The following is a 25,058-nucleotide window of genomic DNA, read 5'->3' on the forward strand; positions in this document are numbered from 1 at the left end:
TATTACAAAAAGTTACTAAGTAAAGAATTAATTAAAAAACATTAATATGAGATTTTCTTTTTCAATCGAAAATTGGTTTGCTTTATCTGCTGGTTTATCTTCTAAATCTGACTGGGAATTGTGGTCTAAACAGGAAAGTCATAATTGGGATTTACCATTACCCAAACTCAATAAATTGCCTATGATGCAAGCAAGAAGAATGAGTATTCCTTCACGTCTCGCTGTTGAAGTTGGTTTAGAGCTTATTGAAAATAACGAATTGGATTTGGCAATTTTTTCAAGCCAACATGGTGAATTAGAAAGAACATATAAAATTCTTACCTCACTTAATCAAGCTAATGACATTTCACCTACTGATTTTGCACTATCTGTACATAATACTGCATCGGGACTATTCACCATTAATGCTAAACAATCGATCCCCATCACATCGCTTAGTGCGAATAATGATGGTTTTCAACAAAGTTTGATTGAAGCACTACCAATATTGCAACAAAAAGATAAAAAAGTACTATTAATTGATTTTGATGGAATTGTTCCTAAGCCTTATCTAACTCATATTAATCAATTAGTTCCGTATTATGCAGTAGGTTATATCTTAACTAATGGCGATCAGTTTACTTGCCAAAGTGTTGATAAAATCTCTGAACAAAATCCAATTAACTACCCACAATCACTGATATTTTTACAAGCTTATCTAAATAAAAAACAGAATTTTATCATACAAGGATTATCACAAGACTGGCAATGGACAATAAATATATGAATAAGCGAAAATTCTACACCATAAACCAGTGGTGGCGATTATTTGCGACCGCCTTGGGATTTATTATATTTGGCCTTTATGGATTATTCGTTTTATCTTTAATATGGTTTAGTTTATTAAGATTATTTGTTTGGAATAAACAAAAAAGAACCCTTATTGCTCAGTATAGTATCAGTGTTAACTTTAAAGTGTTTTTATGGATAATAAAATCATTAGGTATTTTCAACTATCAATTTAATGGTATTGAAAAATTAAAACAGGATGAAGGATGTTTGATCGTTGCCAACCACCCTTCCTTGTTAGATGTTGTCCTTCTAGCATCCGTCATGGGGCGATGTGATTGTTTAGTTAAAGGTGCATTACTTAATAATATTTTTATCAGTCGCATTATAAAAACAGCTGGCTATATACTTAACGGTGAATCAAGCCGAATATTAACACAATGTAATGAAATCCTATCAAATAAAGGTAGAATTTTGATATTTCCTGAAGGGACTAGGAGTATACCTAATCACCCTATTACGTTGCAAAGAGGCGCAGCTAACATAGCATTAAGGTGCCATGCTAATATACGAATCATACATATTGAATGTAATCCACCATGGTTGATAAAACAACAAAAATGGTATGACATCCCTGAAAAAAAAGCGAGATTCAATATAACAGTTGGCGAAAAAATTATAATCGGTGACTTTCTAGACGAAAATACAACTATTGCAGCAAGAAGGCTTACAAGGCATCTGACAACGTTGTTAACGCTAGAATCCCCAAAAGAGTAAGAGACAAAAAGGGAAATTAAATGGAAAAACTACATCACGATTTAAAAGCATTAATAATCGAAGTTCTTAATTTAGAAGAGATCACACCTGAAGATATTGATACTCAAGCACCATTATTTGGTGATGGTTTAGGTTTAGATTCAATAGATGCATTAGAACTAGGTCTTGCTATCAAAAATCAATATGGTATTGTTTTATCATCAGAAAGCGAAGAAACTAAAAAAGCATTTTACTCAGTCAAAACGCTAGCTGATTTTATTAGTTCTCAACAGTAATTAAGGAAGATTTTTAATGGATAAGCAACAAATTTTTCAACAAGTACAATCAGCACTAGTGCAACTTTTTGAATTATCTGCCGATCAGATTAAACCAGATTCTAAACTTTTTGAGGAATTAGACTTGGATAGTATTGATGCTGTAGATTTAGTCGTGCATTTACAAAAAAAGATTGGCAAGAAAGTTGATCCTGAAACTTTTAAAGCAGTAAGAACGGTTCAAGACGTTGTTGACGCTGTATACAATTTGCTAAATACTAAATAGTATAATGAATAAAGTTAGGTTAATAATAAAAGCAATAACAGGTTTAATCCTGTTTTGCTATCCATTAGTTATCTACTTATCTTTAAAATATCAAGTTATTAATTTCGCCGTTTTAGCTATTGCTGCATTATTAGTACTTCGGCTAATTACCTTACCTAATTTAATATCAAATATAGGTTGGTTAACCAAAGTAACAACTTGTTTAGGTTTGTTATTGGCGTTAATCAGTTGGATATTTAATAAATTTCAATTTTTGCTCTATTACCCAGTAGCAACTAATCTTCTATTCTTAATATTTTTTGGATATTCATTATATCAACCACAAAATATTATTGAAAAATTCGCTAGATTAAAGGACGATCATTTACCAGAAAGCGCTATAAATTATACCAGAAAAGTCACTATCTGTTGGTGTTTATTTTTTATTTTAAATGGTTCGATTGCATTAGCAACTTGTCTTATTAACGATATGTATTGGTGGACCATGTACAACGGATTAATAAGTTATATTCTCATCGGATTATTAATGGGGGTGGAATGGATTGTTCGTCAAAAAGTAAAACATTAGTTTTATTATCTGAGCAGTTATCACGACCTGATAATGAAATTATTGCCTTCAGAAAACAACTAGCTTTAACAGTTAGCGATCTAAAACAACAAATTAGCATAATTGTTAATAAATTAGATAATCATCCTGAAAAAAATTGGGTTTTATATATGGATGATAGTTTTAATTTTATTGCAGGATTTCTTGCTCTTCTCTATTCAGGGAAACATCCTCTTTTACTAAATCCTAATCATCTAGAATTCCCCTATGAAGCTATTTTAACCGATATCGATATTAATATTAAAAATACTAATTTGCCAAATAACTTACCGATTATCAATATCAGTAATATCGATCGACAGGAAGTCTCAAAATCAATAAAGTTCAATAATTTGGAATTTGCACAAACATTATTTACATTATTTACTTCTGGATCAACAGGCTTACCCAAACCAATAAAAAAATCAATTTCTCAACTTGAACAAGAAATTGAAATACTAGTAGATAATTTAGCCGTTTTAACAAATGACCTATTTATTGCCTCTGTTTCACATGAACATATGTACGGATTAACTTTTAAGATAATGCTGCCTTTGAGCTGCAAAATACCTTTTGTATGTGAAACAATACTCTATCAAGAACAATTAGCAACTTACCAAGCTAAAAAAATAACTTATATTTCAACGCCATCAATTATTAAAAATTTAGATAATAATTTATCTTCAATTAATTGTACTTGCGTATTTTCTTCTGGCGGTGAACTTAGTTTTGAAAACGCTAAGTTTTGTTTACAAAATTTCAATGTTTTACCTCATGAAATTTATGGTTCAAGTGAGACAGGTATTATAGCCAAAAGGCAACAACAATCGGTTAACACGCCTTGGGAACTATTTTATCCATTACAAATAAAATTTGATTCAGATCAACAACCATTATTAATATCACCATTATTAAATCAACCCGAACCACTAAATGACAAATTACAAAAAATTGATGACACTAAATTTTATTTAAAAGGTCGCATGGATAAAATTGTCAAAATTGCCGAACAGCGTTTATCCCTAACCTATATTGAGAACCAAATAAATAAACTTATAGTAGTTGAACAAGCCATTGTTATTCCACTAGAACATAATAATAGAACAATATTAGGCGCAATCATCAAAATAGCGTCAACTTATAGAAAAGAGTTAGATAGCCTAAATCATTTTAAATTTACACAATATTTTCGACATTTACTAAAAGATACATTATCATTAGTCGAAACACCTAAAAAATGGCGTTTTATTGAAAATTTTCCAAAAAACTCACAAGGTAAATGCACTTATACTGATTTAAAAGCATTATTTGATGCACCAAAAAAGTTATGAAAAAAGAGTTAGCCAACGAAATAAACATTACTAAAACCGAAACAGAAGCTAATATTGAAATCATCATTTTACCAGATCTTTTTTGGTTTAAAGGGCATTTTCCCACTCAACCTCTATTGCCAGGGGTAACCCAGCTTAATTGGGTTATTGATTATGCCCGAAAGTTATTCAATCCTAACTTATCAATATCATCTATTGAAGTTATCAAATTTCAATCACCAATATTACCTAATGATAATCTAAAACTAACGCTAATTTGGGATGAAGTTAATCAAAAACTAAAATTCACTTATAGTTTTATTCATAGCAATAACAAAATAGCAAGTACGGGAAGGCTTACACTATGTCAGTAATAGTACCTTCCCTGTTTGAAAGTTACTGCTTTATTATTCCTTGTTACAATCATAGTGATGCCTTACCGAGTGTTTTACAAAATATTGAGCATTATCAACTTACCTGTTTTCTAATCGATGATGGTAGCTCGAATGAACAAGCACAAAAACTGATTGACATCACCAAGCAATATCCATGGGTCAACTTGGTTCGGCTAGCTAAAAATGAAGGTAAAGGTGCAGCTGTAATGTGTGGATTTAGTCATGCATCCGCTCAAGGTTTTGATTATGCCATTCAGATAGATGCTGATGGTCAACATGATAGCCAAATTGTTAAACAGCTTATTGAACAATCTCAATTAAATCCGAATGCGTTAATATCAGGTTGTCCTATCTATGATGATTCAGTTCCCAAACATCGACTTATTGCACGTTATATAACCCATTTCTGGGTATGGTTCGAAACGTTATCTTTTAATATTAAAGATAGCATGTGTGGTTTTCGTATCTATCCATTAAAACCGACCTGTGAACTTATAAAACAACATCAAATTGGTAAAAAAATGGATTTTGATACCGACATAATGGTGCGATTATATTGGCAAGGTACCGATTCTATTTTTGTACCGACACAGGTAACTTATCCTGTTAATGGTATTTCTCACTTTAAAGCATTCAAAGATAATCTATTAATTTCTTGGATGCATACTCGACTATTTTTTGGCATGTTGCCTAGGATTCGAGCATTAATAAAGCAAAATCGACTTAAGAAAAATCAAGATACACACTGGTCCCAAACCGAAGAACGCCGAGGTTTATGGGGTATCCAATTAATTTTAATGCTATATCGATTGCTAGGCAGACGTGCCGCTCAAATAATCATGTTCCCAGTAATTAGTTATTTCTGGTTAACAGGTAAAAAACAACGACAAGCCTCTAAAGCATATTTAGAAAAAATCCTCAAGCAATATTCAAATGTACCATTGATTCAGAAGAAAAAACTAACTTCATTCCGACATTTTCAACATTTTGGTGAATCACTGTTAGATAAACTTGCCAGTTGGCATGGTGATATCAAACTTGATGACATCTATTCACCTAATAAAAATGAATTTTTAAAGTTAGTCTCTGAAAAAAAAGGAATTATCTTAATTTGTTCGCATTTAGGTGATATAGAAATGTGCCGAGCATTAGCTGAATTATCGCATAATGTGACAATTAATGCCTTAGTACACAAAGGTAATGCGGTACGATTTAATCAAGTATTAAAACAAGTCAATCCAACTTCAATTATCAACCTAATTGAAGTTGCAACATTAGGGGCGGATACAGCCATAATACTACAACAAAAACTAGAAGCGGGTGAATGGGTCGCCATTGTTGCTGATAGGACTTCAATTAATCCTTATCAAAGAGTGCCAGAAAACACTATTATTTGGGCTAACTTTCTTGGTAAATCGGCACCTTTTCCTAAAGGGCCATTTGTATTGTCTTCAGCATTAAAATTCCCAGTTTACTTTTGTTGGGGATTAAAACCCAATGGTCGATTCCAAATATATCTAGAGCATTTTACTGATGAGCTAAAGTTATCAAGAAAAAATAGACAAGCAGAATTAGAACAAACCGTGCAATATTACGCCAATCGACTAGAATATTATTGTTTACAATCACCACTTGATTGGTTCAATTTTTTTGATTTCTGGCAATATAATCCACCTGAAACGTTTGGTAAAAAAGATGAATAATGTTAATCACTGCTGTATCACCATCGATTATACCCCTTCTTTCCATGACACCGATGCTATGGGCATTGTTTGGCATGGCAACTATCTTAAATTTTTTGAAAAAGCTCGCGAAGCACTTTTTCGAAAATTCAACTATGGTTATAAGGAAATGGTTAATTCGGGTTATGTTTGGCCTATCGTAGATGCCAAAATCAAATATACCGCACCAGCTCTAGCTGAACAAACTTTAGAAATTTTTGCCAAATTAGAAGAGTATGAGCATCGAATTAAAATAAGCTACCTGATAAAAGATAAAAAAACCGGCAAAAAAACAACTTCAGGCTACACTACTCAAGTTGCAGTTTCAGCAACTAATCAGGAAATGAGTTTCGTCACGCCTGACATATTTTTGCAATGTTTTGGAATAATCAAATGAAAAAAAAATTAGTTATCTTAGCGTCCATACTGCTATTAACTTTTTCAACATTATCGAAAGCAATTACTCTAAATGATTTACAACAGTTATTTAGTAAGAACCAAGTTATTCGAGCTGATTTTACTCAAGATCGCTATATTAATGGTTTAGCATCACCGATTCACTCAACAGGAAAGATGATCATATCCAAGGAATTAGGATTATGGTGGCAACAAAAAACACCTTTTGCCATGACCCTAAAAATGAATCAACAGCGAATGGAGCAACGTATAGAAGGTCAAGCCGCAGAAGTGATAACTGCTGAAAAACAGCCTCAACTGTTCCAATTTAACCATCTCTTAACTGCAATTTTCACCGCCGATAAAAAGATACTTGAGACTAATTTTGCTATAACAATTGCCGAACAAAATAAACAGTGGACAGTAACACTACAACCCAAGTTAGCTCCTTTAAACAAAATTTTTAAAAGTATTGTTCTTAATGGAAAATCTTATTTAGAAACAGTCACTATAAATGATATGCAAAATGATAAAACAGAGCTTACCTTTACAAATCATAAAACAACAAAACTAAGTCAAGATGAACAGTTGTTATTCAGATAATCGATTAACATTAAGAAGAAGAGCTATCTTATGGTTAATAATAGTCGTCGGTGTGATTTTCGCTGCTTATTACCTTTTTATTAACAGTAAAATCAACAGCAGTGTTCTATCTTTATTACCAAAAGAGCAAACTAGCAATATTCCTACCGAACTTATTGAAGGTTTTCAAAACCGATTAGATAAACAACTCGTTTGGTTAATTAAGCCAACTAATGACGAATTAGAGCCAGTTTTTTGGTGGTATCAAACTTTAAAAAAGCAATCTTTTATCGGTCAGGTAAATGGTTATTTTGACGAACAATTTCAAAAAAATTGGGGAGAGTTTGCTTTTCAATATCGTAACCAATTGCTGGACTCAAAAACCAGTGAAAGGCTACAAAGTCGCACCCAACTAAGCTGGATTCAAAGCCAATTATATTCTCCTTTTAGTGGTATAAGCGCAACTGAATTGGAAAACGATCCACTACTATTAACCCGCTCATCACAATTAAATCAACTCGCTAACTCTGGTGGATTAACCGTTCAAAATAATTGGTTATCAGCGCAAGACGAACAAGGTAATCAATGGTACATGATTTTTGCTGAGTTAAATGATTCATCATTTAATATGGCTCAATCACATCAAATTACCAATCAATTAAAGGAAATTACCCAACAATTACATGAAAAATGGCCAAATGTTGAAATATTGAAGCGAGGTGTGCTTTTTTATAGCGATTATGCAAGTAGTGAAGCTAAAAATGATATAACCACCATAGGCAGTCTATCAATTATAGGCATTGTAATATTAATAATTAGTATATTTCGATCGATAAGACCGATTATTTTATCGCTACTATCAATTTTTGTAGGTATTGTTTGTGGTTTAGTTGCTGTTTTAACTCTATTTGGAGAAATTCACATAATGACACTAGTAATGAGTACCAGTGTCATAGGTATCACGGTTGACTATTCACTTCACTATTTGACTGAACGACTGTTACATGGCAATCAAGAGTCACCTTATGCAAGTTTAAAAAAACTAATATCAACGCTAACTTTAGCCTTATGCACAAGTTTTATTGCTTATATTATTCTATTAATTGCACCTTTCCCCGGTTTGAAACAGCTATCAATATTTGCAATATTTGGCTTAATCGGTGCGTTTTTAACTGTAATATGTTGGTATCCATTACTAGTTAACAAGCTACCTGTACGTGAACATGTTGGTTATCAGTTATTGAGTTGCTGGTTAAATTTATGGAAACATAAGCAAATACAATGGATGATGGTCTTAATGGCCACATTATTTATTGGTTACGGATTGATTAATTTAAAAGTTGATGACGATATCGGTAAACTACAAACATTACCAGCAGAATTACAACAACAAGAACAAAAAATTATCAGTATTACCCATCAAACAACTGACCAAAAATGGTTTATTGTGTTTGGTGATACTGCTGAACAAACCTTACAGCGACTTGAACAATTTTTACCTAAATTAGAACAAGCAAAGTCAAGTGGTTACTTTGAACAATATCAAAGCATAAATTTACCTTCGCGCCAAAAACAGCAACAAAATATTGCAATAGTTAAACAATACAGTCCGGAAATTTTATCCGCCTTATCACAAATGGGCATTAAGGCAAATCCACCTAGTTTTAAACAACCTATTATCACTGCACAACTATGGCAACAAAGTGAATTTAGTCAAGGACGAAAACTACTTTGGTTGACTTTACAAACGGGACAAAGTGCTACTTTAATTCCAATAAATGGTATTAAAAATATTAGTGAAATTAAAAAATTATCTGAAATTGATCAAGGTATCTATTGGCTTGATCGCCGAGATGAGTTTAATACGATGTTTACTTATTATCGAATACACTTATCCCAACTCATTGCTGGTGCGGTAATCCTTATTTGTGCGAGCTTTATCTTCTATCATCGTAAATACGGTCTTAAAGCAGCCTTTAAAAGCACATTACCAACCTTATTATCCATTGGTATTGCATTAGCAATGCATGGCATAATCAATCAAACTCTTAATTTGTTTTCAATGTTAGCACTAATTCTTGTTATTGGTATTGGTATCGACTATAGTCTATTTTTAAGCAACAATAAAAGCCAAACTCAAAGCGCATTATTAGCGGTTACAATGGCGGCATTAACCACTATATTATCTTTTGGACTATTAATAATTAGCCATACTATTGCTATCAAAGGATTTGGGTTAGTATTAACTAGTGGTATTTTTACTGCATTTTTATTTGCACCATTAGTCAGCAATAATCAACAAAAATAGGAAAATATTAGGTACAAAAGGATGAAGAAATATTTAAATTTAACTTTTTTATTATTAAGTTTGTTGATTTCAGCTTGCTCATCCCAACCTAAATCAGAAGCTTGGTTAACCAAAGAAATTAAAGTTAACTTACCAAAGATAGATTTAAACCAAAACTATCATGATCAACAACTATTAACTTTTAAATATAATAATCAAGAAAACTCGGTTATTACCGTTGTTGACATCCAAAACAACCAATTAAAAGTGATGGGGTTATCCACTATAGGTATCCGTTTGTTTGAAATCCAATACAATGGTAGTGAAGTTAAAGCAAAACAATATATATTTATTAAACAGCTTCCCCCGCCAGAGCAAGTATTATCGGACATAATGCTAAGCATTCTACCAACAACTTCGTGGCAAAACGTATTACCCCCTAATTGGCAACTTGTGGATAAAGGTTTATTTAGAACACTCATTAATGATCAAAAACAAACTATCATTAACATAACTTATAACAAAAAAGTTTCAACAGAGATTAGAAAACCAATAAAAATTGATCACGCTATATTTGGTTATCAAATTGCAATAAAGAGTATGGAATAAATGATTTATGTTGCTGCGCTTGGCGCTATAAACACCTTAGGACACGACAAACAACAAATCGCCAATAACTTGTCCAAAAATTATTGTGCAAGTCATTATTTAACTAAACAAGAAGGATGGTTGTTAAATGGTCAAAATACTTGGTTAGGTAAAGTGAACGGCGTTCTTCAGACTATTCCTCATCAATTTATACAATATGCAACAAGAAATAATCATTTACTTTATGCTGCATATTTGCAAATTAAACAACCAATACAACTAGCTATCGAAAAATATGGTCCAAAACGAATTGCGGTCATAATGGGAACCAGTACTTCTGGGATACACGAAGGTGATATCAACATTAAGCACTACTTAGAGACTCATCATTGTGAGCCTAACTTTTATTATCATCAGCAAGAACTTGGTGATCCTTCCCGATTCTTAACCGAGCTATTAAATTTGCAAGGCCCTAGTTACACCATATCAACCGCTTGCACATCTAGCGCAAAAGCTGTAATAAGTGGTCAACGACTGATTGAATCAGGATTAGTTGATGCTGCGATTGTTGGTGGAGCAGACAGTTTAAGTCGGATGCCGATTAATGGCTTTAATGCACTCGAAGCGTTATCAAGTAATCCTTGCATGCCATTTGCACAAGATCGTACTGGCATAAATATTGGTGAAGCCAGTGGGTTAATGTTACTAACCAAAGAGGAATCAAGTAATATTGCATTATTAGGTACAGGTGAATCCTCGGATGCTTATCACATCTCCTCTCCTCATCCTGAAGGAATAGGGGCGCAAACTGCGATGGAAATGGCATTAAAAAATGCTAATTTAAAACCAAATCAGATCGGTTATCTCAATTTACATGGCACAGCAACGATTCTTAATGACCAAGCTGAAAGTAAGGCAGTTTATCGATTATTTAAACAAAACCTTCCTTATTGTAGTTCAACAAAACATCTAACAGGACATACATTAGGTAGTGCAGCTATTACTGAATTAGCTATCAGTTATTTATTATTTAAACAAAATATTTATTTACCACAACAAGATTTTTCAATATCACCTTATGACAAAAATCTAGATAAAATTAACATGGTTACAGAAAAAATGATGCTACAAACACCAATCATTATGTCTAACTCGTTTGCTTTTGGTGGCAATAATGCATCTCTCATTATTGGAAAGGTATAATGCAATATAAATCAGCAAGTGACTACTTACCACACAGAACACCGATGATTATGATTAATAAAGTTCATCTAGTCGACGACAAGCAATGCATTTGCAGTGTTGAAGTTAGCAAAAATGGCATACTTTCTCCATTTTTAACTAAGGATGATCAGCTACCCAATTTTTATGCTATCGAATTAATGGCACAAACCATTGGTGTTTGGAATGGGTATCATGGTTCGAAAAAAAACCACTCACCACAATTAGGCATGTTACTCGGTGGACGAGCAATTAAAACTACTGTACCTGCATTTGCACTGAATAGTGAATTAATGATAACCGCCAATTTAGTCCTGTTTGATTCTAAGTTGGCTAACTTTGATTGTAATATTTGCATCAATCAACAATGTGTTGCATCAGGCAAACTCAATGTTTATGAACCTGATCATAATGAATTTGACCAACTCTTTGGTTTACAGCGATTAAAAGGATAACTATTATGCGTCGTACAGTACTTGTAACTGGAGCAAGTAAAGGAATTGGTAAAGCAATAGCTTGTAAACTAGCGTTAGATGGTTTTGATATCGTCATACACTACCATAGTGATAAACAAGGAGCGCTTGAAACTAAAAAAATTATTGAGCAGTCTGACCAGATAGCCAGATTAATCCAATTCGATGTTAGCAATACCGATCAATGTCAACAAATTATTGAAGAAGATATTGAACAACATGGTGCTTATTACGGTGTGGTAAATAATGCTGGTATTATTCGCGATGGCGCTTTTCCAGCTTTAACACAAGATGACTGGAAGGCGGTAATTCATACCGATCTTGATAGTTTTTACAATGTATTACATCCTTGTATTATGCCCATGATTGGACTACGTAACGGTGGAAGAATTGTTGTTATATCATCAATTTCAGGCATCGTTGGCAATCGTGGTCAAGTCAATTACAGCGCAGCTAAAGCAGGTGTAATTGGTGCAGCCAAAGCGTTAGCGCTTGAATTAGCTAAACGAAAAATTACCGTCAATTGCATTGCTCCAGGTCTAATTGATACTGGTATTTTAGATATTGAACCTATCGCTTTAAAAGAAGCAATGTCCATGATCCCACTTAAAAGAATGGGACACGTTGACGAAGTCGCAGGGCTTGCTAGTTATCTAATGTCAGATAATGCTGCATATATAACACGACAAGTCATTTCAATTAATGGAGGAATGGTATGACTAAACGAGTAGTTATAACCGGCTTAGGTGGAGTCACTGCATTTGGTAACGAATGGACTGATGTCGAATTCAAACTGAAAAAGCTTGAAAATGCAGTTCGATATATGCCTGAGTGGGAAATTTATGATGGGTTACACACCAAACTTGGCGCACCAATTGATGATTTTGCATTACCTGAACATTATACACGAAAAAAAATTCGTTCAATGGGCAGAGTATCTTTACTCTCAACCAAAGCAACTGAAATCGCATTAGAAAAAGCAGGATTACTTGATGCTATTGAGCTAACTAATGGCGATACAGGTATCGCGTTTGGATCATCGACAGGTAGTACTCAACCAGTTGCATCATTTGCAACTATGTTAAATGAAAAGCATACCAACAACATTACTGCCACTACCTATATTCAAATGATGCCCCACACAACCGCTGTTAATACTGGCTTATTTTTTGGCTTAAAAGGTCGATTGATCACCACGTCAAGTGCTTGTACTTCTGGAAGTCAAGCTATTGGTTATGCATATGAAGCCATAAAATACGGTATGCAAAAAATCATGGTAGCCGGCGGTGCTGAAGAGTTATGTCCATCGGAAGCAGCTGTTTTTGACACCTTATTTGCCACCAGTCAACTTAATGACACGCCTAAATTATCGCCAAGACCCTACGATCGTGACCGTGATGGCTTAGTTATTGGTGAAGGTGCTAGTGCATTAATTTTAGAAGAATATGAACATGCCAAAGCCCGAGGTGCAAAAATTTATGGTGAAATTATAGGCTTTAAAACCAATTGTGATGCAAGCCATATTACTCAACCAAGGCAAGAAACAATCCAATACTGTATTGAACAATCCCTTAAAGATGCAAGATTAGATCCAAACCAAATTGGCTTTATCAGTGCCCACGGTACCGCTACCGCTCGCGGAGACGTTGCTGAAAGTAATGCAGTTGCCAACATCTTTGGTAACAAAACCCCTATATCATCGTTGAAAAGTTATTTTGGCCATACCCTTGGCGCATGTGGGGCAATTGAAGCATGGTTGACGTTAGAGATGATGCACACAGGTTGGTTTAACCCAACTATCAACTTAAATCATATTGATCCTCAGTGCGGTGATCTTGATTATATTGTCGGCGCTGGGCGAAATTTAGATATTGAATATTTTCAAACCAATAACTTTGCTTTTGGTGGAATTAACACCTCAATTGTTATTAAAAGATTATAGTTTGATATTTTTTGAATAAGCTTAGCGTTTAAATTTATCTAAATTTTTATACCATTATTCAGGAATATTAAGATTGTTGATGGAATTTTTATTATTCCATTCGCATATTAAATAGTTCAAACGATTTTACAAATGACGGTACTTTAACAACTTTAATAGTTGCTAAAGTACACATTCATTTTGTTTAAGATTTTGTTTAAAATCTCGTTTACCATCCTAATTTTTTTTAATTTATTTTTTATAACAATAATATATTATTACTCAGAGTTTAGTTTACTATAACCATTTTTAACCATGATAGATATCTTTTATGAGGTTATAGCATAGTGGCGATATCTATCCATAATTTTTAAACAAACTGTTATCTTTTTTTATAAAGAAATTTAATAAAATAGCGACTGATTAACTAAGATAAAAGTAAATTAATTGCCAATAAAAATATTAGATTATTTAGAGACTGAGATTGAATTCTACTTATGAGACTTAATGCCGGTGAAATATCATTTATAAAAAACACATAATAAATAGTCATACTTAAAAAACCACAAAGAAAAGTAGTTACCATTCCTGTCAATATCAATTTTGCGAAGCTCATTTTTGAATTTACATGCTCAAAACTATTTTTGATAACTACTGTGAAAAGTATATAGAGAATTACTGACAATAAAAGTCCAATCAATACAGGTGCCAACACTAAAGATATACTTGGCTGCAAAAAATGATAAATTATTGCTAACGATACATAGAACAAGAAAATACCAAAAAATGGGAAACGCATTTTTTTTAATTGGTCTGAATTAAAATTAATTGCTGATCGATAAATAATATTTTTTTTAACGATAAAATAAAACATAATGATTAGCACAAATAAATCTATTATAAGAATTAGCCAACATATGAAAATGAGATATAAATATGAAGATAAATCATCGCGAATGAGGTCAAAATTAATAAAAAAATAATTATGAAACAGTATGAATATTTTAACGCTGAATTCAAAAAACTGTGTTTCCAAACAATAGGTAATAAGATAAAAAATCACAGAGAGCAAACTGATTACTTTCCAATTTTTAGATACATTATATAAACAATACTTTTGGCAGAAAAATACACTGATAATAAAAACTAAAAAATAATAATACATAGAACCCAAAGTTAAACTATGAATTAGTTGAGCTATGTAAATATTGCCTTCACTAAGGTAGCTATCCGATTTGATAACAAGATTAAATATGGAATTGAATAATGAACATCCAAAATTGATAAAAATAAAAAGGCAAGGTAGTTTAAAATAAGATTGATTTTGAGTATCCATTATATCCCTATAAATGTTCATTATTGAATAATATAAAAAATGATAACTATCTTGAAAGATGAATATAAAGATTATATTTTGGTTTAAAAATCCTATCGCCTTTATAATCAATATAACCTAAAAAATAGTAACCAAAATAAAAAATAGATGTGTATAAAAAATTATTGCTCCATCAAAGGTTAAGAAATCTCAATTTATAAATTTTCTTTTCTTTTTTCTTTTTTTACCTTTTATTTTGTTAATTAGTAAACATATAAAAGCTATTGCAGGATTGAAAAAAAAGAGAATAAAAAACAATAAAATGATTAATAGTTCATATTCTGGAAAAGATTCTATAATTTTTTCTCGATATAATGAGGATAAGAATAAAATACTCATTAGAAAAAAATAAATTATTCTTGTTACCCATAATAATCTTTTTAACGATTTTATTCTTCTATAATGAGTTGGTGTACAATCTGAGTAAGGTATCGTGATACCCAACAGAAAAAGCTCAATTAAAAATAATAAAATATAAAAAAAAGTTACCATTTTTTATTTCTTCAGAGAGTCAATTTATCTAATAACACTGCATCATTGAAATTGGTAATAATATTTTAATTAAAGCTAGATACCTTAAATGACTTTTTTCCCCTTTGTCGCAGGATCGTCAAGTACAACTAACTAATTACTCAATAAGCATTACTCATAAATATAGCCTAGATTATATACAAAAATAAATAACTGTAAAACTAAGATCTTTATAGCGAATTTTAGAAAAATCAATCAACCTTAAGTCATGATAATGAATAGATATGGCGTCATTTGACGCCATTATCAAATATTTAGTATTAGAGCTGAACGTTATAAATCATTTTTTCGCGTTCAATGGCTCGATAACCAATATCATGCCGATAGTAACAATCATGCCAATGAATATTTTTGAGTTGTTCATATGCGCGCTTTTGGGCATCTGATACGCTGTTACCTAGTGCGGTGACACATAGAACTCGTCCACCATTGGTACAAACTTGGCCATTTTCCAAGCACGTACCGGCGTGGAAGATTTTACAATCGTTTTCTATTACGGTTGGCAGACCTAAAATAACATCTTTAGTGTCGTAATCACCCGGATAACCACCAGCTGCGAGCACGACACCTAAGGCTGGTCTTGGATCCCATTTTGATTTTATGATATCTAGTTTACCTTTTGTGGCAGCTAAACAGAGTTCTATCAAGTCGGATTGCATTCGCATCATAATCGGTTGAGTTTCTGGATCGCCAAATCGACAGTTAAATTCAATGACTTTGGGATTACCTTGTTTATCTATCATTAAACCGGCATAAAGGAAACCAACATACACATTACCTTCTTGTGCCATGCCATTAACTGTTGGATAGATGATTTGTTCCATCACTTTGTTGAATATCTCATCGGTTACTACCGGTGCTGGAGAATAAGCGCCCATTCCTCCGGTATTAAGACCTGTATCGCCATCACCTACCCGCTTATGATCTTGACTAGTTGCCATTGGTTCGACATGTTTACCATCGACCATTACAATAAAGCTGGCTTCTTCGCCATCGAGAAACTCTTCAATTACCACCCGATTACCGGCATCACCAAAGGCATTACCCGCTAACATATCGCGCACCGCCTCTTCTGCTTCTTGAAGTGTCATGGCAACAATCACACCTTTCCCTGCTGCTAAACCATCAGCTTTTATTACAATTGGCGCACCTTTTTGCTGAATATAAGCAATAGCTGGTTCTATTTCGGTAAAGTTTTGATATTCAGCAGTTGGAATATGGTGACGAGCTAAAAAATCTTTAGTGAAAGCTTTCGATCCTTCTAACTGTGCGGCCGCTTTAGATGGTCCAAAAATTTTCAATCCGGCTTTTTGAAAACTGTCAACAATACCAATTACTAATGGCGCCTCTGGTCCGACTATGGTTAAGTCTATTTGTTGCTCCTGTGCAAAATTTAATAGTCCGGCAATGTCGGTTGCTTTTATATTGATGTTTTCTAAATTTGCTTCAAGTGCGGTACCTGCATTACCCGGCGCAACAAATACTTTGGTCACTAATGGTGATTGTGCTGCTTTCCATGCTAAGGCATGTTCACGCCCACCATTACCGATAACTAAAACTTTCATACAAGGTCCTTTCAATACTTTTAAAGATTAATGCCTAAAATGACGCATATTGGTAAAAATCATCGCAATATTATGCTCGTTTGCAGCTTGTATCACTTCATCATCACGAATCGATCCACCAGGTTGTATAACGCAAGTAACGCCCACCGCAGCGGCCGCATCTACGCCATCCCTAAAAGGAAAGAAAGCATCAGAAGCTACTACCGAACCAGCAACTTCTAGGTTCTCATCTTTTGCTTTAATGCCGGCAATTTTTGCTGAATAAACACGGCTCATTTGTCCTGCACCTATACCAATTGTCATATTATCTTTGGCATAAACAATGGCGTTAGATTTAACAAATTTTGCTACCTTCCAGCAAAATAGTGCATCGGATAGTTCTTTTTCAGTTGGTTGACGTTTGGTAACAACTTTTAACTGATCTTTAGTGACCATACCTAAATCTTTTTCTTGTACAAGAACCCCACCGTTAACACGTTTAAAATCTAAACTAGTTGTAGAATTACTCGACCAACTACCACATTCAAGGACACGAACATTCTTTTTAGTTTGTGTAATAGCTAAAGCATCTTGATCAATTGAAGGTGCAATAATCACTTCAACAAATTGTTTATCGACAATAGTTTGAGCGGTCTTAGCATCTAAAGGGCGATTAAAAGCAATAATGCCACCAAATGCAGAGGTTGGATCAGTTTTAAAAGCATTTAAATATGCAGTTAAAATGTTATCACTCACTGCAACACCACATGGGTTGGCGTGTTTAACAATTACGCAAGCAGGTTCATCAAAGGATTTTACACATTCCAATGCTGCATCAGTATCGGCAATATTATTATAAGATAATTCTTTACCTTGTAGCTGTTTAGCGGTTGCAATAGAAGCTTGCTCAAGCTGTTCTTCAACATAAAATGCAGCTTGTTGATGAGCATTTTCACCATATCGCATATCTTGTTTTTTAATATACTGCAGATTTAAAGTTCGAGGAAACTCTCCAGCAGGCTTATCAGTGTCGCCATAATATGGTGGGACAAGTTTACCAAAATAGTTAGCAATCATACCGTCATATTGAGCAGTATGTTCAAAAGCTTTTATTGCTAGACTAAAACGATATTTAAAAGAGAGGCAATTTTGTTGGTTATCCAACATATCAATGATTGTGTTATAGTCCTGACAATCAACCACAATTGCAACATCTTTATTATTTTTGGCGGCAGAACGTACCATAGTTGGCCCACCAATATCGATATTTTCTATCGCATCTTCTAAACTACAGTTTGGATCAGCAACAGTTTTTGCAAAAGGGTATAAGTTCACAACGACCATATCAATTGGGTCGATCTTATGTTGTTGCATGACGTCATCATCAACACCTCGACGGCCTAAAATACCACCATGTATTTTAGGATGTAAGGTTTTAACTCGACCATCCATCATTTCAGGAAAACCTGTATAATTAGATACTTCAGTAACAGGAATATGGTTGTCGATTAATAGTTTGGCGGTACCACCAGTGGAAAGGAGTTCTACATTACGATCTGATAAAGCTTTAGCAAATTCAATAATTCCTGTTTTATCAGAAACACTAAGTAGAGCACGACGGATAGGACGAAACTGCTGCATGAAAAAGCTCCGAAATTAAAATTCTAAATCCAAGTCAGTGAAGGGCTATTATATATAAAACCAAGAGCGATGTTTAGTATTAACTTTTTAAAATTAAATCGAAAAATTTTTTACCTCAATAATTTGATATTGATCACAGAATTAACATTTTCCGGTTAATCATGGTGTTTTAGGCTTTCTTTTTTAGATTTTTTGCTCTAATGTTATGCGTAACTGTTACGCATAACATTTTTAAAGAAAAGGGAGAAAGTCATGCAGTCTTTATTTGAATTGAAAGGAAAACGCGCACTCATCACCGGTTCTGCTCAAGGAATTGGTAATCTTTTAGCAAATGGTTTAGGTCAATATGGCGCTAGCATTATCATCAATGATATTACTCAAGAAAGAGCTGATAATGCAGCCAAGTTATTACAGCAACAAGGTATTGATGCGGTTGGTGTAGGTTTTGATGTCACTAATTTAGCATCCGTAACGCAAGCAATTAATTATATTGAGAAAGAAATCGGTGCTATTGATATTTTAATTAATAATGCTGGGATTCAACGTCGTCATCCTTTTACTGAATTTCCTGAAGCAGATTGGGATGCAGTCATTAACGTAAATCAAAAAGCGGTGTTTTTAGTTTCACAACAAGTGGCTAAACATATGATTAACCGTCGTGAAGGGAAAATCATCCATATCTGTTCAATGCAAAGTGAGTTAGGTCGGGACACTATCACACCTTACGCCGCCTCGAAAGGCGCGGTGAAAATGTTAGTAAAAGGAATGTGTGTTGAACTTGCCCGCTACAACATTCAAGTCAATGGTATTGGTCCTGGTTATTTCGATACTGAGATGTGTAAAGCACTGGTCGAAAATAAAGAGTTCACTAGCTGGTTATGCCAAAGAACACCAGCAGCTCGTTGGGGGAAACCTGAAGAACTGATTGGTTCAGCGGTATTTTTATCCTCTAAAGCATCTAATTTTGTCAACGGACACATTCTTTATGTCGATGGCGGAATGCTGGCTGCGGTTTAATCACCCATCACAAATTACACAGATGTTTATGATTCAAAGCTAATGAGCGTTATTTGAGATGATTAAAACCATAAACATTTGTCGTAATTTATCTAGGATTTTATTTAGTTTATAAAGGGAATGAATATGAATATCACACAAAAATTAGCACCATCGAGATGGTGGCGATTAATGCCAATAATTTTTATCACTTACAGTCTAGCTTACTTAGATCGTGCAAATTATGGTTTTGCCGCTGCCGCCGGTATCAATGATGATTTAGGCATTACTAAAGGTACGTCATCATTAATTGGTGCACTGTTTTTTCTTGGCTACTTTTTCTTCCAAGTTCCAGGTTCTATTTACGCGGTTAGAAAAAGTGTTCGAAAACTGATTTTTGTTTGCCTTATTTTATGGGGAATGTGTGCAGCACTAACAGGAATGGTCAGTAATATACCTTCACTTATGGCGATACGCTTTGTTTTAGGTATTGTTGAAGCTGCTGTGATGCCGTCAATGTTAATTTATATTAGTACTTGGTTCACAAAAGCTGAACGCTCAAAAGCCAATACGTTTTTAATATTAGGAAATCCAGTAACAGTATTGTGGATGTCTATTGTTTCAGCTCATTTAATTGACCTTTATGGCTGGCGTGAAATGTTTGTTATTGAAGGTTTACCAGCCGTTTTATGGGCCGTAATTTGGTGGATTTTGGTCAGAGATAAACCATCAGAAGTGAAATGGTTAACCGACGCAGAAAAAGCTGAATTCCAAGCAGTAATGGATAAAGAGCAGCAAAATATTAAACCAATGCGTAATTATGGTGAAGCATTTCGTTCAGGTAATGTAATTAAACTTTGTGCAGTACATGCTTTATGGAGCATTGGAGTATATGGTTTTATGATGTGGATGCCATCTATCATTAAAGCATCTGGTAATGTTGATATCGTTTCAGTTGGTTGGTTAGCGGCTATCCCTTACTTTGTTGCGATTGCAATGATGTTAATTGTCTCTTTTTATTCTGATAAACTTCAAAACAGAAAATTATTTGTTTGGCCATTATTGTTAATTGCGACTATTGCTTTCTTTACCGCTTATTTACTTGGTGCCGAACATTTCTGGATCTGCTTCATCTTATTATCTATCGCAGCAGGATGTATGTATGCACCATATGGACCGTTTTTTGCCTTAATTCCTGAACTATTACCTAGTAATGTTTCGGGTGTTTCGATTGGTTTAATTAATAGTTTTGGCGCGCTTGGTGCATTCATTGGCGCATGGTTAGTTGGTGTTATCAATGCTGCAACCGGTAGTGCCGGAGCATCTTATATTTTTATGGGTGCAGCTTTAGTATTATCCGTCGTGCTTATGGCTAACGTTAAAGCACCTAAAAAATAATCTCCATTTTCAATAAAAAGGTAATAGTGGTTATTACCTTTTTGATTTAATTAAAGATAACTAATGTTATTTATTTTGCTATTTTACTGATAAAATAGCCGCTTTCTTTTGAATAATTCCTTTAAATAACGATTTATGAAAGATAAACGCATTAGTTTACAAGATATTGCCGATTTAACTGGTGTGACTAAAATGACAATTAGTCGCTATTTAAAAAATCCTAAGCAGATATCAGAAAAAAATAGAGAAAAAATCGCCAAAGTACTAAAAGAAATTAATTATATACCTAATCTTGCCCCACAAATCATGTTAGGTTCTCGTAGCCGTTGTATCGGTATCGCCATTCCATCATTTAAAAATCAGATATTTTTAGAAGTTCTAGCTGGTATTGAATCAGTTGCGTCAACACATCACTATCAAACCATTATTACTAATTACAATTATGATAAGCAAATTGAGGAAGAGAAAATTATCAATTTACTATCTTATAATATTGATGCATTAGTTTTGATGGAAAAACAACATACAACAACTACGCTTGAATATTTAAAGACAGCTAAGATTCCTGTTATTGAGTTAATGGATATTACCAATACGTTTTTTGATATCCAAGTTGGATTTGATAACCAAAAAGCTGCATATGACATGACCATGCAGATGATTGCCTCCGGTAAAAAAAATATTATCTATTTTAATTCAATTGCTAGCGTGCGAGATAGTCAGCGTTATCAGGGTTATGAGCAAGCAATGCAGCAATCAGGATTGGTTCCCCATCAAATTTTACCAAATTCAATTTCGTCTATTGATTTAGGAAAACATTTATTTCATCAAGCGATACAAAAATATCCAAAAATGGATGGCGTATTTTGTACTAATGATGATATGGCCATTGGTGTTTTACTTGAATGTCAAAATTATAATATTCCTGTTCCTGAACAAATCGCTATTTCAGGATTCCATGGATTAGAGGTTGGTCGAGCCAATAAACAAAATATTGCTACAGTTGTTACGCCACGATTCGAAATAGGTAAAGTCGCCATTGAATTACTGTTAAAAAGGCTTGATGGAGAGATAATTCCTAATAGCATCTGTCTGCCTTATCACATTGAAAAAGGGCAAACCATTTAAGATAAATTCAAACTAGCAACAGGTTGAATTTAGATTGCATCATTAGTAAAACCAGAACTAAATGGTTAGCTTAATTCATTCAACAATAGAATCACTTTGTCTATCATAAAAATAAAGCGAATTGACACTTTGAATTTTCCTTTCATTTTGTTCTTGGGTACTATTACGATATTTTTGCGGACTCAAACCAATTCTCTTTTTAAAGATCCGCGAAAAATAGAGTTGATCATCAAAGCCAATTGAACGACTGATTTCTGCAATACTCATAGTCGTGGTTTGTAATAACAGTTTCGCCCGATTTACTCGTTGCTCTTGTCGCCATTCACCAATCGACATACCAATTTGATCTTTAAACATATGGGCGATCCTTGATGTCGACAAACACACTCTTTGTGAGACAATATCCAGTGTAAAATTATTTTCATCAAGTGTATCAATTAAATAGTTACAAACTTGCAATACGCGAGTATCGATTTTAGGTGGATTAGTAGCAGAGGTCTCTTGTGCACAGCGTATTAAGAATTGCTCTAACATACTCATGGCTAAATTTTCCGAATAAATTATATTTGATTGCCCCACCTCAACAATTTTTATAAATAATTGTTCTAGCTCATCTTTTACTTGAGTATTAGGGCGATAAAACCCGGTTTCTTTTAAGCGATTTTCCCAACTTAATAAATATTTCCATGTTGATTTAGGTCTAAAATAAACCCAAAAGTGGAACCAATTATTTTCATCTTCTTTGCGACCATATAAATGGGGCTCTTTGGGAGGAAAAAGCACAAAATCACCTGGATAACAATTAAATGATTCATTATCACGATAAATAGTCCCCTGCCCTGCATAAGTTAAGTTGATAATGTAACCATTTAACCCTTTAGGGCGATCGATGAAAAAATCAAATTTTCCTTCTTTTTCTATCGGAGTTAAACCAGATACAAGATGGACATTAAATGAATAACCCGGTAGTAACGGGTCATTTTGTTGTTCATTGCTCATTTAGCATCCTCAATTCTTGGCAATTTTTTTATTTTTACATAAAAATTATTTTTGAATAGTGATAATTTTGAGATCTCCATCACAAAACAATTTAGGTGTGCAGAATCGTCTATATTTATAGCAACAACGTACCTATTTGTTTTATCGGATATTAATTATTCTTCCCAAAAATTCCATTTAATTAGTCTTTGAGGTACTAGCGGATGAATAAAAAAATAACCATTGGATTAGATTTTGGTAGCGATTCTGTCAGGGCATTAGCCGTCGATTGCCAGAATGGAAAAGAATTAGCCACAGAAGTTATTTATTACCCACGTTGGTCTAAAGGTCAGTTTTGTGATCCTAAAAAAAATCAATTTAGACATCATCCACTTGACTATATTGAGTCAATGACGCAATCAATACAATCTGTTGTAAAACAACTTAAATCAGATGCACAAAATGTAGTTGCAATTGGTGTAGATTCAACTGGCTCTACTCCTGCCCCAATTGATGAAAATGGGGATGTTTTAGCTTTAAAACCAGAGTTTATGGATAATCCTAATGCTATGTTTATTTTGTGGAAAGATCATACTTCAGTAAATGAAGCAGAAGAGATTAATAACGTTTGCAAAGATGCCCGTTATGCAAAATATTTAGAATATTGCGGTGGAGTATATTCTTCGGAATGGTTTTGGGCCAAAATTATGCATATTTTTCGTCAAGATAGTGACGTGAAAAATGCTTCTGCATCTTGGATTGAACTTTGTGATTGGGTACCTGCTTTATTATCAGGAACGACCGCACCAAACGAGATAAAGCGTGGTAGATGTGCTGCAGGTCATAAGTGTTTTTGGAGTGAAGGATGGAATGGACTACCGCCCTATGACTTTTTTGAAAAAATCGATCCTGTCTTAGTTACTGCTTTACCTTATCCTTTATTTGAAAAAACTTATACTGCTGACAAAAAAGTGGGGGCAATTACCCAAGAGTGGGCTGAAAAATTAGGTTTACCACCAACGGTCGTTATTGCTGGTGGTGCATTTGATTGCCATATGGGTGCCGTTGGTGCTGGTGCAAAACCTTATACGTTAGTGAAAGTAATTGGTACTTCAACCTGCGATATTTTATTAGCTGAGCAAGCTGTCATTGCTAATCGTTCAATTAAAGGTATTTGTGGCCAAGTTGATGGGAGTGTAATGCCAAATTTTATCGGTCTTGAAGCAGGTCAATCCGCTTTTGGCGATATATACGCATGGTTTCAAAAACTGTTGTGTTGGCCATTAGAAAAATTGATTTCAACTTCACCAGAATTGCAATCGACAGTACAAACTTTAAAACATAATTTTTTAAGCGATATTGCACAAGCTTGGGCCGAAAATCCAAATTTAGATACTATCCCAATCACCCTTGATTGGTTCAATGGTCGAAGAACTCCTTACGCTAATCAACGAATTAAAGGTGTTATTACCAGTTTAACTATTTCAACTGATGCTGCCACCTTATTTGGTAGTTTGATTTTATCAACTGCTTTCGGTGCAAGAGCCATTATGGAATGTTTTATTAATCAACATGTGCCTGTTAATGACATTGTTGCATTAGGAGGAATAGCTAAAAAATCGCCCATCATCATGCAAACTTGTGCTGATGTAATGAATAGACCACTGACTGTGGTGAGTTCAGAACAATGTTGCGCATTAGGCGCTGCAATATTTGCCGCAGTCTCAGCTAATGTCTATACAGATATCCCAAGCGCTCAAAGTAGGATGTCCAGTAAGCTCGAAACCACATTCACCCCTAATGAGAATAGGGTACAAAAATATCAAGAATTATATGAAAAGTATTTAGTTTGGTCAGCATCAAGTGAACCAAACTATAACGCTTAGTTTTACCAACAATGTG

At 33.8% G+C, this 25,058-nt stretch carries 23 protein-coding genes; 20 read left to right on the forward strand and 3 right to left on the reverse strand.

Annotated elements, in window-relative coordinates; genetic code table 11:
- Positions 1-46 precede the first annotated feature (46 nt).
- From AC5LXI_RS12610 to AC5LXI_RS12685, 16 genes are read left to right on the forward strand one after another with little or no spacing between them, the layout of a single operon-like run.
- Positions 47-766 (forward strand): beta-ketoacyl synthase chain length factor, encoded by a 720-nt coding sequence (locus AC5LXI_RS12610; RefSeq protein WP_493442653.1) that lies wholly within the window; start codon positions 47-49, stop codon positions 764-766.
- A complete protein-coding gene (locus AC5LXI_RS12615) occupies positions 763-1,545 on the forward strand; it encodes a lysophospholipid acyltransferase family protein (protein ID WP_493442654.1) in 783 nt (260 codons plus the stop codon). The genes AC5LXI_RS12610 and AC5LXI_RS12615 overlap by 4 nt, the downstream gene beginning before the upstream one ends.
- 20 nt (positions 1,546-1,565) lie before the next feature.
- The gene (locus AC5LXI_RS12620; RefSeq protein WP_493442655.1) at positions 1,566-1,820 is read left to right on the forward strand and encodes a phosphopantetheine-binding protein; all 255 of its coding nucleotides are present in this window, start codon (positions 1,566-1,568) and stop codon (positions 1,818-1,820) included.
- 16 nt (positions 1,821-1,836) lie between these two features.
- Entirely contained in the window at positions 1,837-2,085 is a 249-nt protein-coding gene (locus tag AC5LXI_RS12625; protein ID WP_493442656.1) for an acyl carrier protein, read from the forward strand.
- A gap of 4 nt (positions 2,086-2,089) precedes the next feature.
- Positions 2,090-2,653 carry a COG4648 family protein gene (locus AC5LXI_RS12630; protein WP_493442657.1) on the forward strand — a complete coding sequence of 188 codons (564 nt, stop codon included), beginning with the start codon at positions 2,090-2,092 and terminating at the stop codon, positions 2,651-2,653.
- Positions 2,623-4,002 carry an AMP-binding protein gene (locus tag AC5LXI_RS12635; protein ID WP_493442658.1) on the forward strand — a complete coding sequence of 460 codons (1,380 nt, stop codon included), beginning with the start codon at positions 2,623-2,625 and terminating at the stop codon, positions 4,000-4,002. The genes AC5LXI_RS12630 and AC5LXI_RS12635 overlap by 31 nt, the downstream gene beginning before the upstream one ends.
- Positions 3,999-4,355, forward strand: coding sequence for an ApeI family dehydratase (locus AC5LXI_RS12640; RefSeq protein WP_493442659.1), 357 nt, complete (start codon positions 3,999-4,001; stop codon positions 4,353-4,355). Before AC5LXI_RS12635 ends, AC5LXI_RS12640 begins: the two co-directional genes overlap by 4 nt.
- The gene (locus tag AC5LXI_RS12645; RefSeq protein WP_493442660.1) at positions 4,346-6,079 is read left to right on the forward strand and encodes a glycosyltransferase family 2 protein; all 1,734 of its coding nucleotides are present in this window, start codon (positions 4,346-4,348) and stop codon (positions 6,077-6,079) included. The genes AC5LXI_RS12640 and AC5LXI_RS12645 overlap by 10 nt, the downstream gene beginning before the upstream one ends.
- Complete coding sequence (locus tag AC5LXI_RS12650; RefSeq protein ID WP_493442661.1) at positions 6,072-6,494, forward strand: acyl-CoA thioesterase; 423 nt, start codon at positions 6,072-6,074, stop codon at positions 6,492-6,494. The genes AC5LXI_RS12645 and AC5LXI_RS12650 overlap by 8 nt, the downstream gene beginning before the upstream one ends.
- A complete protein-coding gene (locus AC5LXI_RS12655) occupies positions 6,491-7,096 on the forward strand; it encodes an outer membrane lipoprotein carrier protein LolA (RefSeq protein ID WP_493442662.1) in 606 nt (201 codons plus the stop codon). Before AC5LXI_RS12650 ends, AC5LXI_RS12655 begins: the two co-directional genes overlap by 4 nt.
- Entirely contained in the window at positions 7,074-9,383 is a 2,310-nt protein-coding gene (locus tag AC5LXI_RS12660) for an MMPL family transporter (RefSeq protein ID WP_493442663.1), read from the forward strand. Before AC5LXI_RS12655 ends, AC5LXI_RS12660 begins: the two co-directional genes overlap by 23 nt.
- A 21-nt stretch (positions 9,384-9,404) precedes the next feature.
- Complete coding sequence (locus tag AC5LXI_RS12665; protein ID WP_493442664.1) at positions 9,405-9,971, forward strand: DUF3261 domain-containing protein; 567 nt, start codon at positions 9,405-9,407, stop codon at positions 9,969-9,971.
- A complete protein-coding gene (locus AC5LXI_RS12670) occupies positions 9,972-11,153 on the forward strand; it encodes a beta-ketoacyl-[acyl-carrier-protein] synthase family protein (RefSeq protein WP_493442665.1) in 1,182 nt (393 codons plus the stop codon).
- The gene (locus AC5LXI_RS12675) at positions 11,153-11,626 is read left to right on the forward strand and encodes a hotdog family protein (RefSeq protein WP_493442666.1); all 474 of its coding nucleotides are present in this window, start codon (positions 11,153-11,155) and stop codon (positions 11,624-11,626) included. The genes AC5LXI_RS12670 and AC5LXI_RS12675 overlap by 1 nt, the downstream gene beginning before the upstream one ends.
- A 5-nt stretch (positions 11,627-11,631) precedes the next feature.
- Positions 11,632-12,363, forward strand: a complete 732-nt coding sequence (locus AC5LXI_RS12680; protein ID WP_493442667.1) for a 3-ketoacyl-ACP reductase FabG2 — start codon at positions 11,632-11,634, stop codon at positions 12,361-12,363.
- Complete coding sequence (locus AC5LXI_RS12685; protein WP_493442668.1) at positions 12,360-13,586, forward strand: beta-ketoacyl-ACP synthase; 1,227 nt, start codon at positions 12,360-12,362, stop codon at positions 13,584-13,586. The genes AC5LXI_RS12680 and AC5LXI_RS12685 overlap by 4 nt, the downstream gene beginning before the upstream one ends.
- A 2,145-nt stretch (positions 13,587-15,731) precedes the next feature.
- Here the strand turns inward: AC5LXI_RS12685 and purD are convergent.
- Both purD and purH read right to left on the reverse strand, forming a co-directional pair.
- Positions 15,732-17,036, reverse strand: coding sequence for a phosphoribosylamine--glycine ligase (purD, locus tag AC5LXI_RS12690; protein WP_493442669.1), 1,305 nt, complete (start codon positions 17,034-17,036; stop codon positions 15,732-15,734).
- 27 nt (positions 17,037-17,063) lie between these two features.
- Entirely contained in the window at positions 17,064-18,656 is a 1,593-nt protein-coding gene (purH, locus tag AC5LXI_RS12695; RefSeq protein ID WP_493442670.1) for a bifunctional phosphoribosylaminoimidazolecarboxamide formyltransferase/IMP cyclohydrolase, read from the reverse strand.
- Between the two features lie 252 nt (positions 18,657-18,908).
- Between purH and idnO the strand changes: the two genes are divergently transcribed.
- From idnO to idnR, 3 genes are all read left to right on the forward strand, one after another.
- Positions 18,909-19,673 carry a gluconate 5-dehydrogenase gene (gene idnO, locus AC5LXI_RS12700; RefSeq protein ID WP_086359370.1) on the forward strand — a complete coding sequence of 255 codons (765 nt, stop codon included), beginning with the start codon at positions 18,909-18,911 and terminating at the stop codon, positions 19,671-19,673.
- A gap of 126 nt (positions 19,674-19,799) precedes the next feature.
- Positions 19,800-21,050, forward strand: coding sequence for an MFS transporter (locus AC5LXI_RS12705; protein ID WP_110432875.1), 1,251 nt, complete (start codon positions 19,800-19,802; stop codon positions 21,048-21,050).
- Between the two features lie 135 nt (positions 21,051-21,185).
- Positions 21,186-22,178 (forward strand): DNA-binding transcriptional regulator IdnR, encoded by a 993-nt coding sequence (gene idnR / locus AC5LXI_RS12710; RefSeq protein WP_493442671.1) that lies wholly within the window; start codon positions 21,186-21,188, stop codon positions 22,176-22,178.
- Between the two features lie 75 nt (positions 22,179-22,253).
- Here the strand turns inward: idnR and araC are convergent, their stop codons facing one another.
- Positions 22,254-23,177 (reverse strand): arabinose operon transcriptional regulator AraC, encoded by a 924-nt coding sequence (gene araC / locus AC5LXI_RS12715; RefSeq protein ID WP_110432873.1) that lies wholly within the window; start codon positions 23,175-23,177, stop codon positions 22,254-22,256.
- Between the two features lie 203 nt (positions 23,178-23,380).
- Between araC and AC5LXI_RS12720 the strand changes: the two genes are divergently transcribed.
- Positions 23,381-25,042, forward strand: a complete 1,662-nt coding sequence (locus AC5LXI_RS12720; RefSeq protein WP_493442672.1) for a ribulokinase — start codon at positions 23,381-23,383, stop codon at positions 25,040-25,042.
- Positions 25,043-25,058 lie beyond the last annotated feature (16 nt).

The organism is Gilliamella sp. LMG 34361 (assembly GCF_984569075.1).

Bases quoted from the DNA above. Each gene is read 5' to 3' on its own strand.
- AC5LXI_RS12610 (WP_493442653.1), top strand. From the start codon at position 47: ATGAGATTTTCTTTTTCAATCGAAAATTGGTTTGCTTTATCTGCTGGT.
- AC5LXI_RS12615 (WP_493442654.1), top strand. From the start codon at position 763: ATGAATAAGCGAAAATTCTACACCATAAACCAGTGGTGGCGATTATTT.
- AC5LXI_RS12620 (WP_493442655.1), top strand. From the start codon at position 1,566: ATGGAAAAACTACATCACGATTTAAAAGCATTAATAATCGAAGTTCTT.
- AC5LXI_RS12625 (WP_493442656.1), top strand. From the start codon at position 1,837: ATGGATAAGCAACAAATTTTTCAACAAGTACAATCAGCACTAGTGCAA.
- AC5LXI_RS12630 (WP_493442657.1), top strand. From the start codon at position 2,090: ATGAATAAAGTTAGGTTAATAATAAAAGCAATAACAGGTTTAATCCTG.
- AC5LXI_RS12635 (WP_493442658.1), top strand. From the start codon at position 2,623: ATGGATTGTTCGTCAAAAAGTAAAACATTAGTTTTATTATCTGAGCAG.
- AC5LXI_RS12640 (WP_493442659.1), top strand. From the start codon at position 3,999: ATGAAAAAAGAGTTAGCCAACGAAATAAACATTACTAAAACCGAAACA.
- AC5LXI_RS12645 (WP_493442660.1), top strand. From the start codon at position 4,346: ATGTCAGTAATAGTACCTTCCCTGTTTGAAAGTTACTGCTTTATTATT.
- AC5LXI_RS12650 (WP_493442661.1), top strand. From the start codon at position 6,072: ATGAATAATGTTAATCACTGCTGTATCACCATCGATTATACCCCTTCT.
- AC5LXI_RS12655 (WP_493442662.1), top strand. From the start codon at position 6,491: ATGAAAAAAAAATTAGTTATCTTAGCGTCCATACTGCTATTAACTTTT.
- AC5LXI_RS12660 (WP_493442663.1), top strand. From the start codon at position 7,074: ATGAACAGTTGTTATTCAGATAATCGATTAACATTAAGAAGAAGAGCT.
- AC5LXI_RS12665 (WP_493442664.1), top strand. From the start codon at position 9,405: ATGAAGAAATATTTAAATTTAACTTTTTTATTATTAAGTTTGTTGATT.
- AC5LXI_RS12670 (WP_493442665.1), top strand. From the start codon at position 9,972: ATGATTTATGTTGCTGCGCTTGGCGCTATAAACACCTTAGGACACGAC.
- AC5LXI_RS12675 (WP_493442666.1), top strand. From the start codon at position 11,153: ATGCAATATAAATCAGCAAGTGACTACTTACCACACAGAACACCGATG.
- AC5LXI_RS12680 (WP_493442667.1), top strand. From the start codon at position 11,632: ATGCGTCGTACAGTACTTGTAACTGGAGCAAGTAAAGGAATTGGTAAA.
- AC5LXI_RS12685 (WP_493442668.1), top strand. From the start codon at position 12,360: ATGACTAAACGAGTAGTTATAACCGGCTTAGGTGGAGTCACTGCATTT.
- purD (WP_493442669.1), bottom strand. From the start codon at position 17,036: ATGAAAGTTTTAGTTATCGGTAATGGTGGGCGTGAACATGCCTTAGCA.
- purH (WP_493442670.1), bottom strand. From the start codon at position 18,656: ATGCAGCAGTTTCGTCCTATCCGTCGTGCTCTACTTAGTGTTTCTGAT.
- idnO (WP_086359370.1), top strand. From the start codon at position 18,909: ATGCAGTCTTTATTTGAATTGAAAGGAAAACGCGCACTCATCACCGGT.
- AC5LXI_RS12705 (WP_110432875.1), top strand. From the start codon at position 19,800: ATGAATATCACACAAAAATTAGCACCATCGAGATGGTGGCGATTAATG.
- idnR (WP_493442671.1), top strand. From the start codon at position 21,186: ATGAAAGATAAACGCATTAGTTTACAAGATATTGCCGATTTAACTGGT.
- araC (WP_110432873.1), bottom strand. From the start codon at position 23,177: ATGAGCAATGAACAACAAAATGACCCGTTACTACCGGGTTATTCATTT.
- AC5LXI_RS12720 (WP_493442672.1), top strand. From the start codon at position 23,381: ATGAATAAAAAAATAACCATTGGATTAGATTTTGGTAGCGATTCTGTC.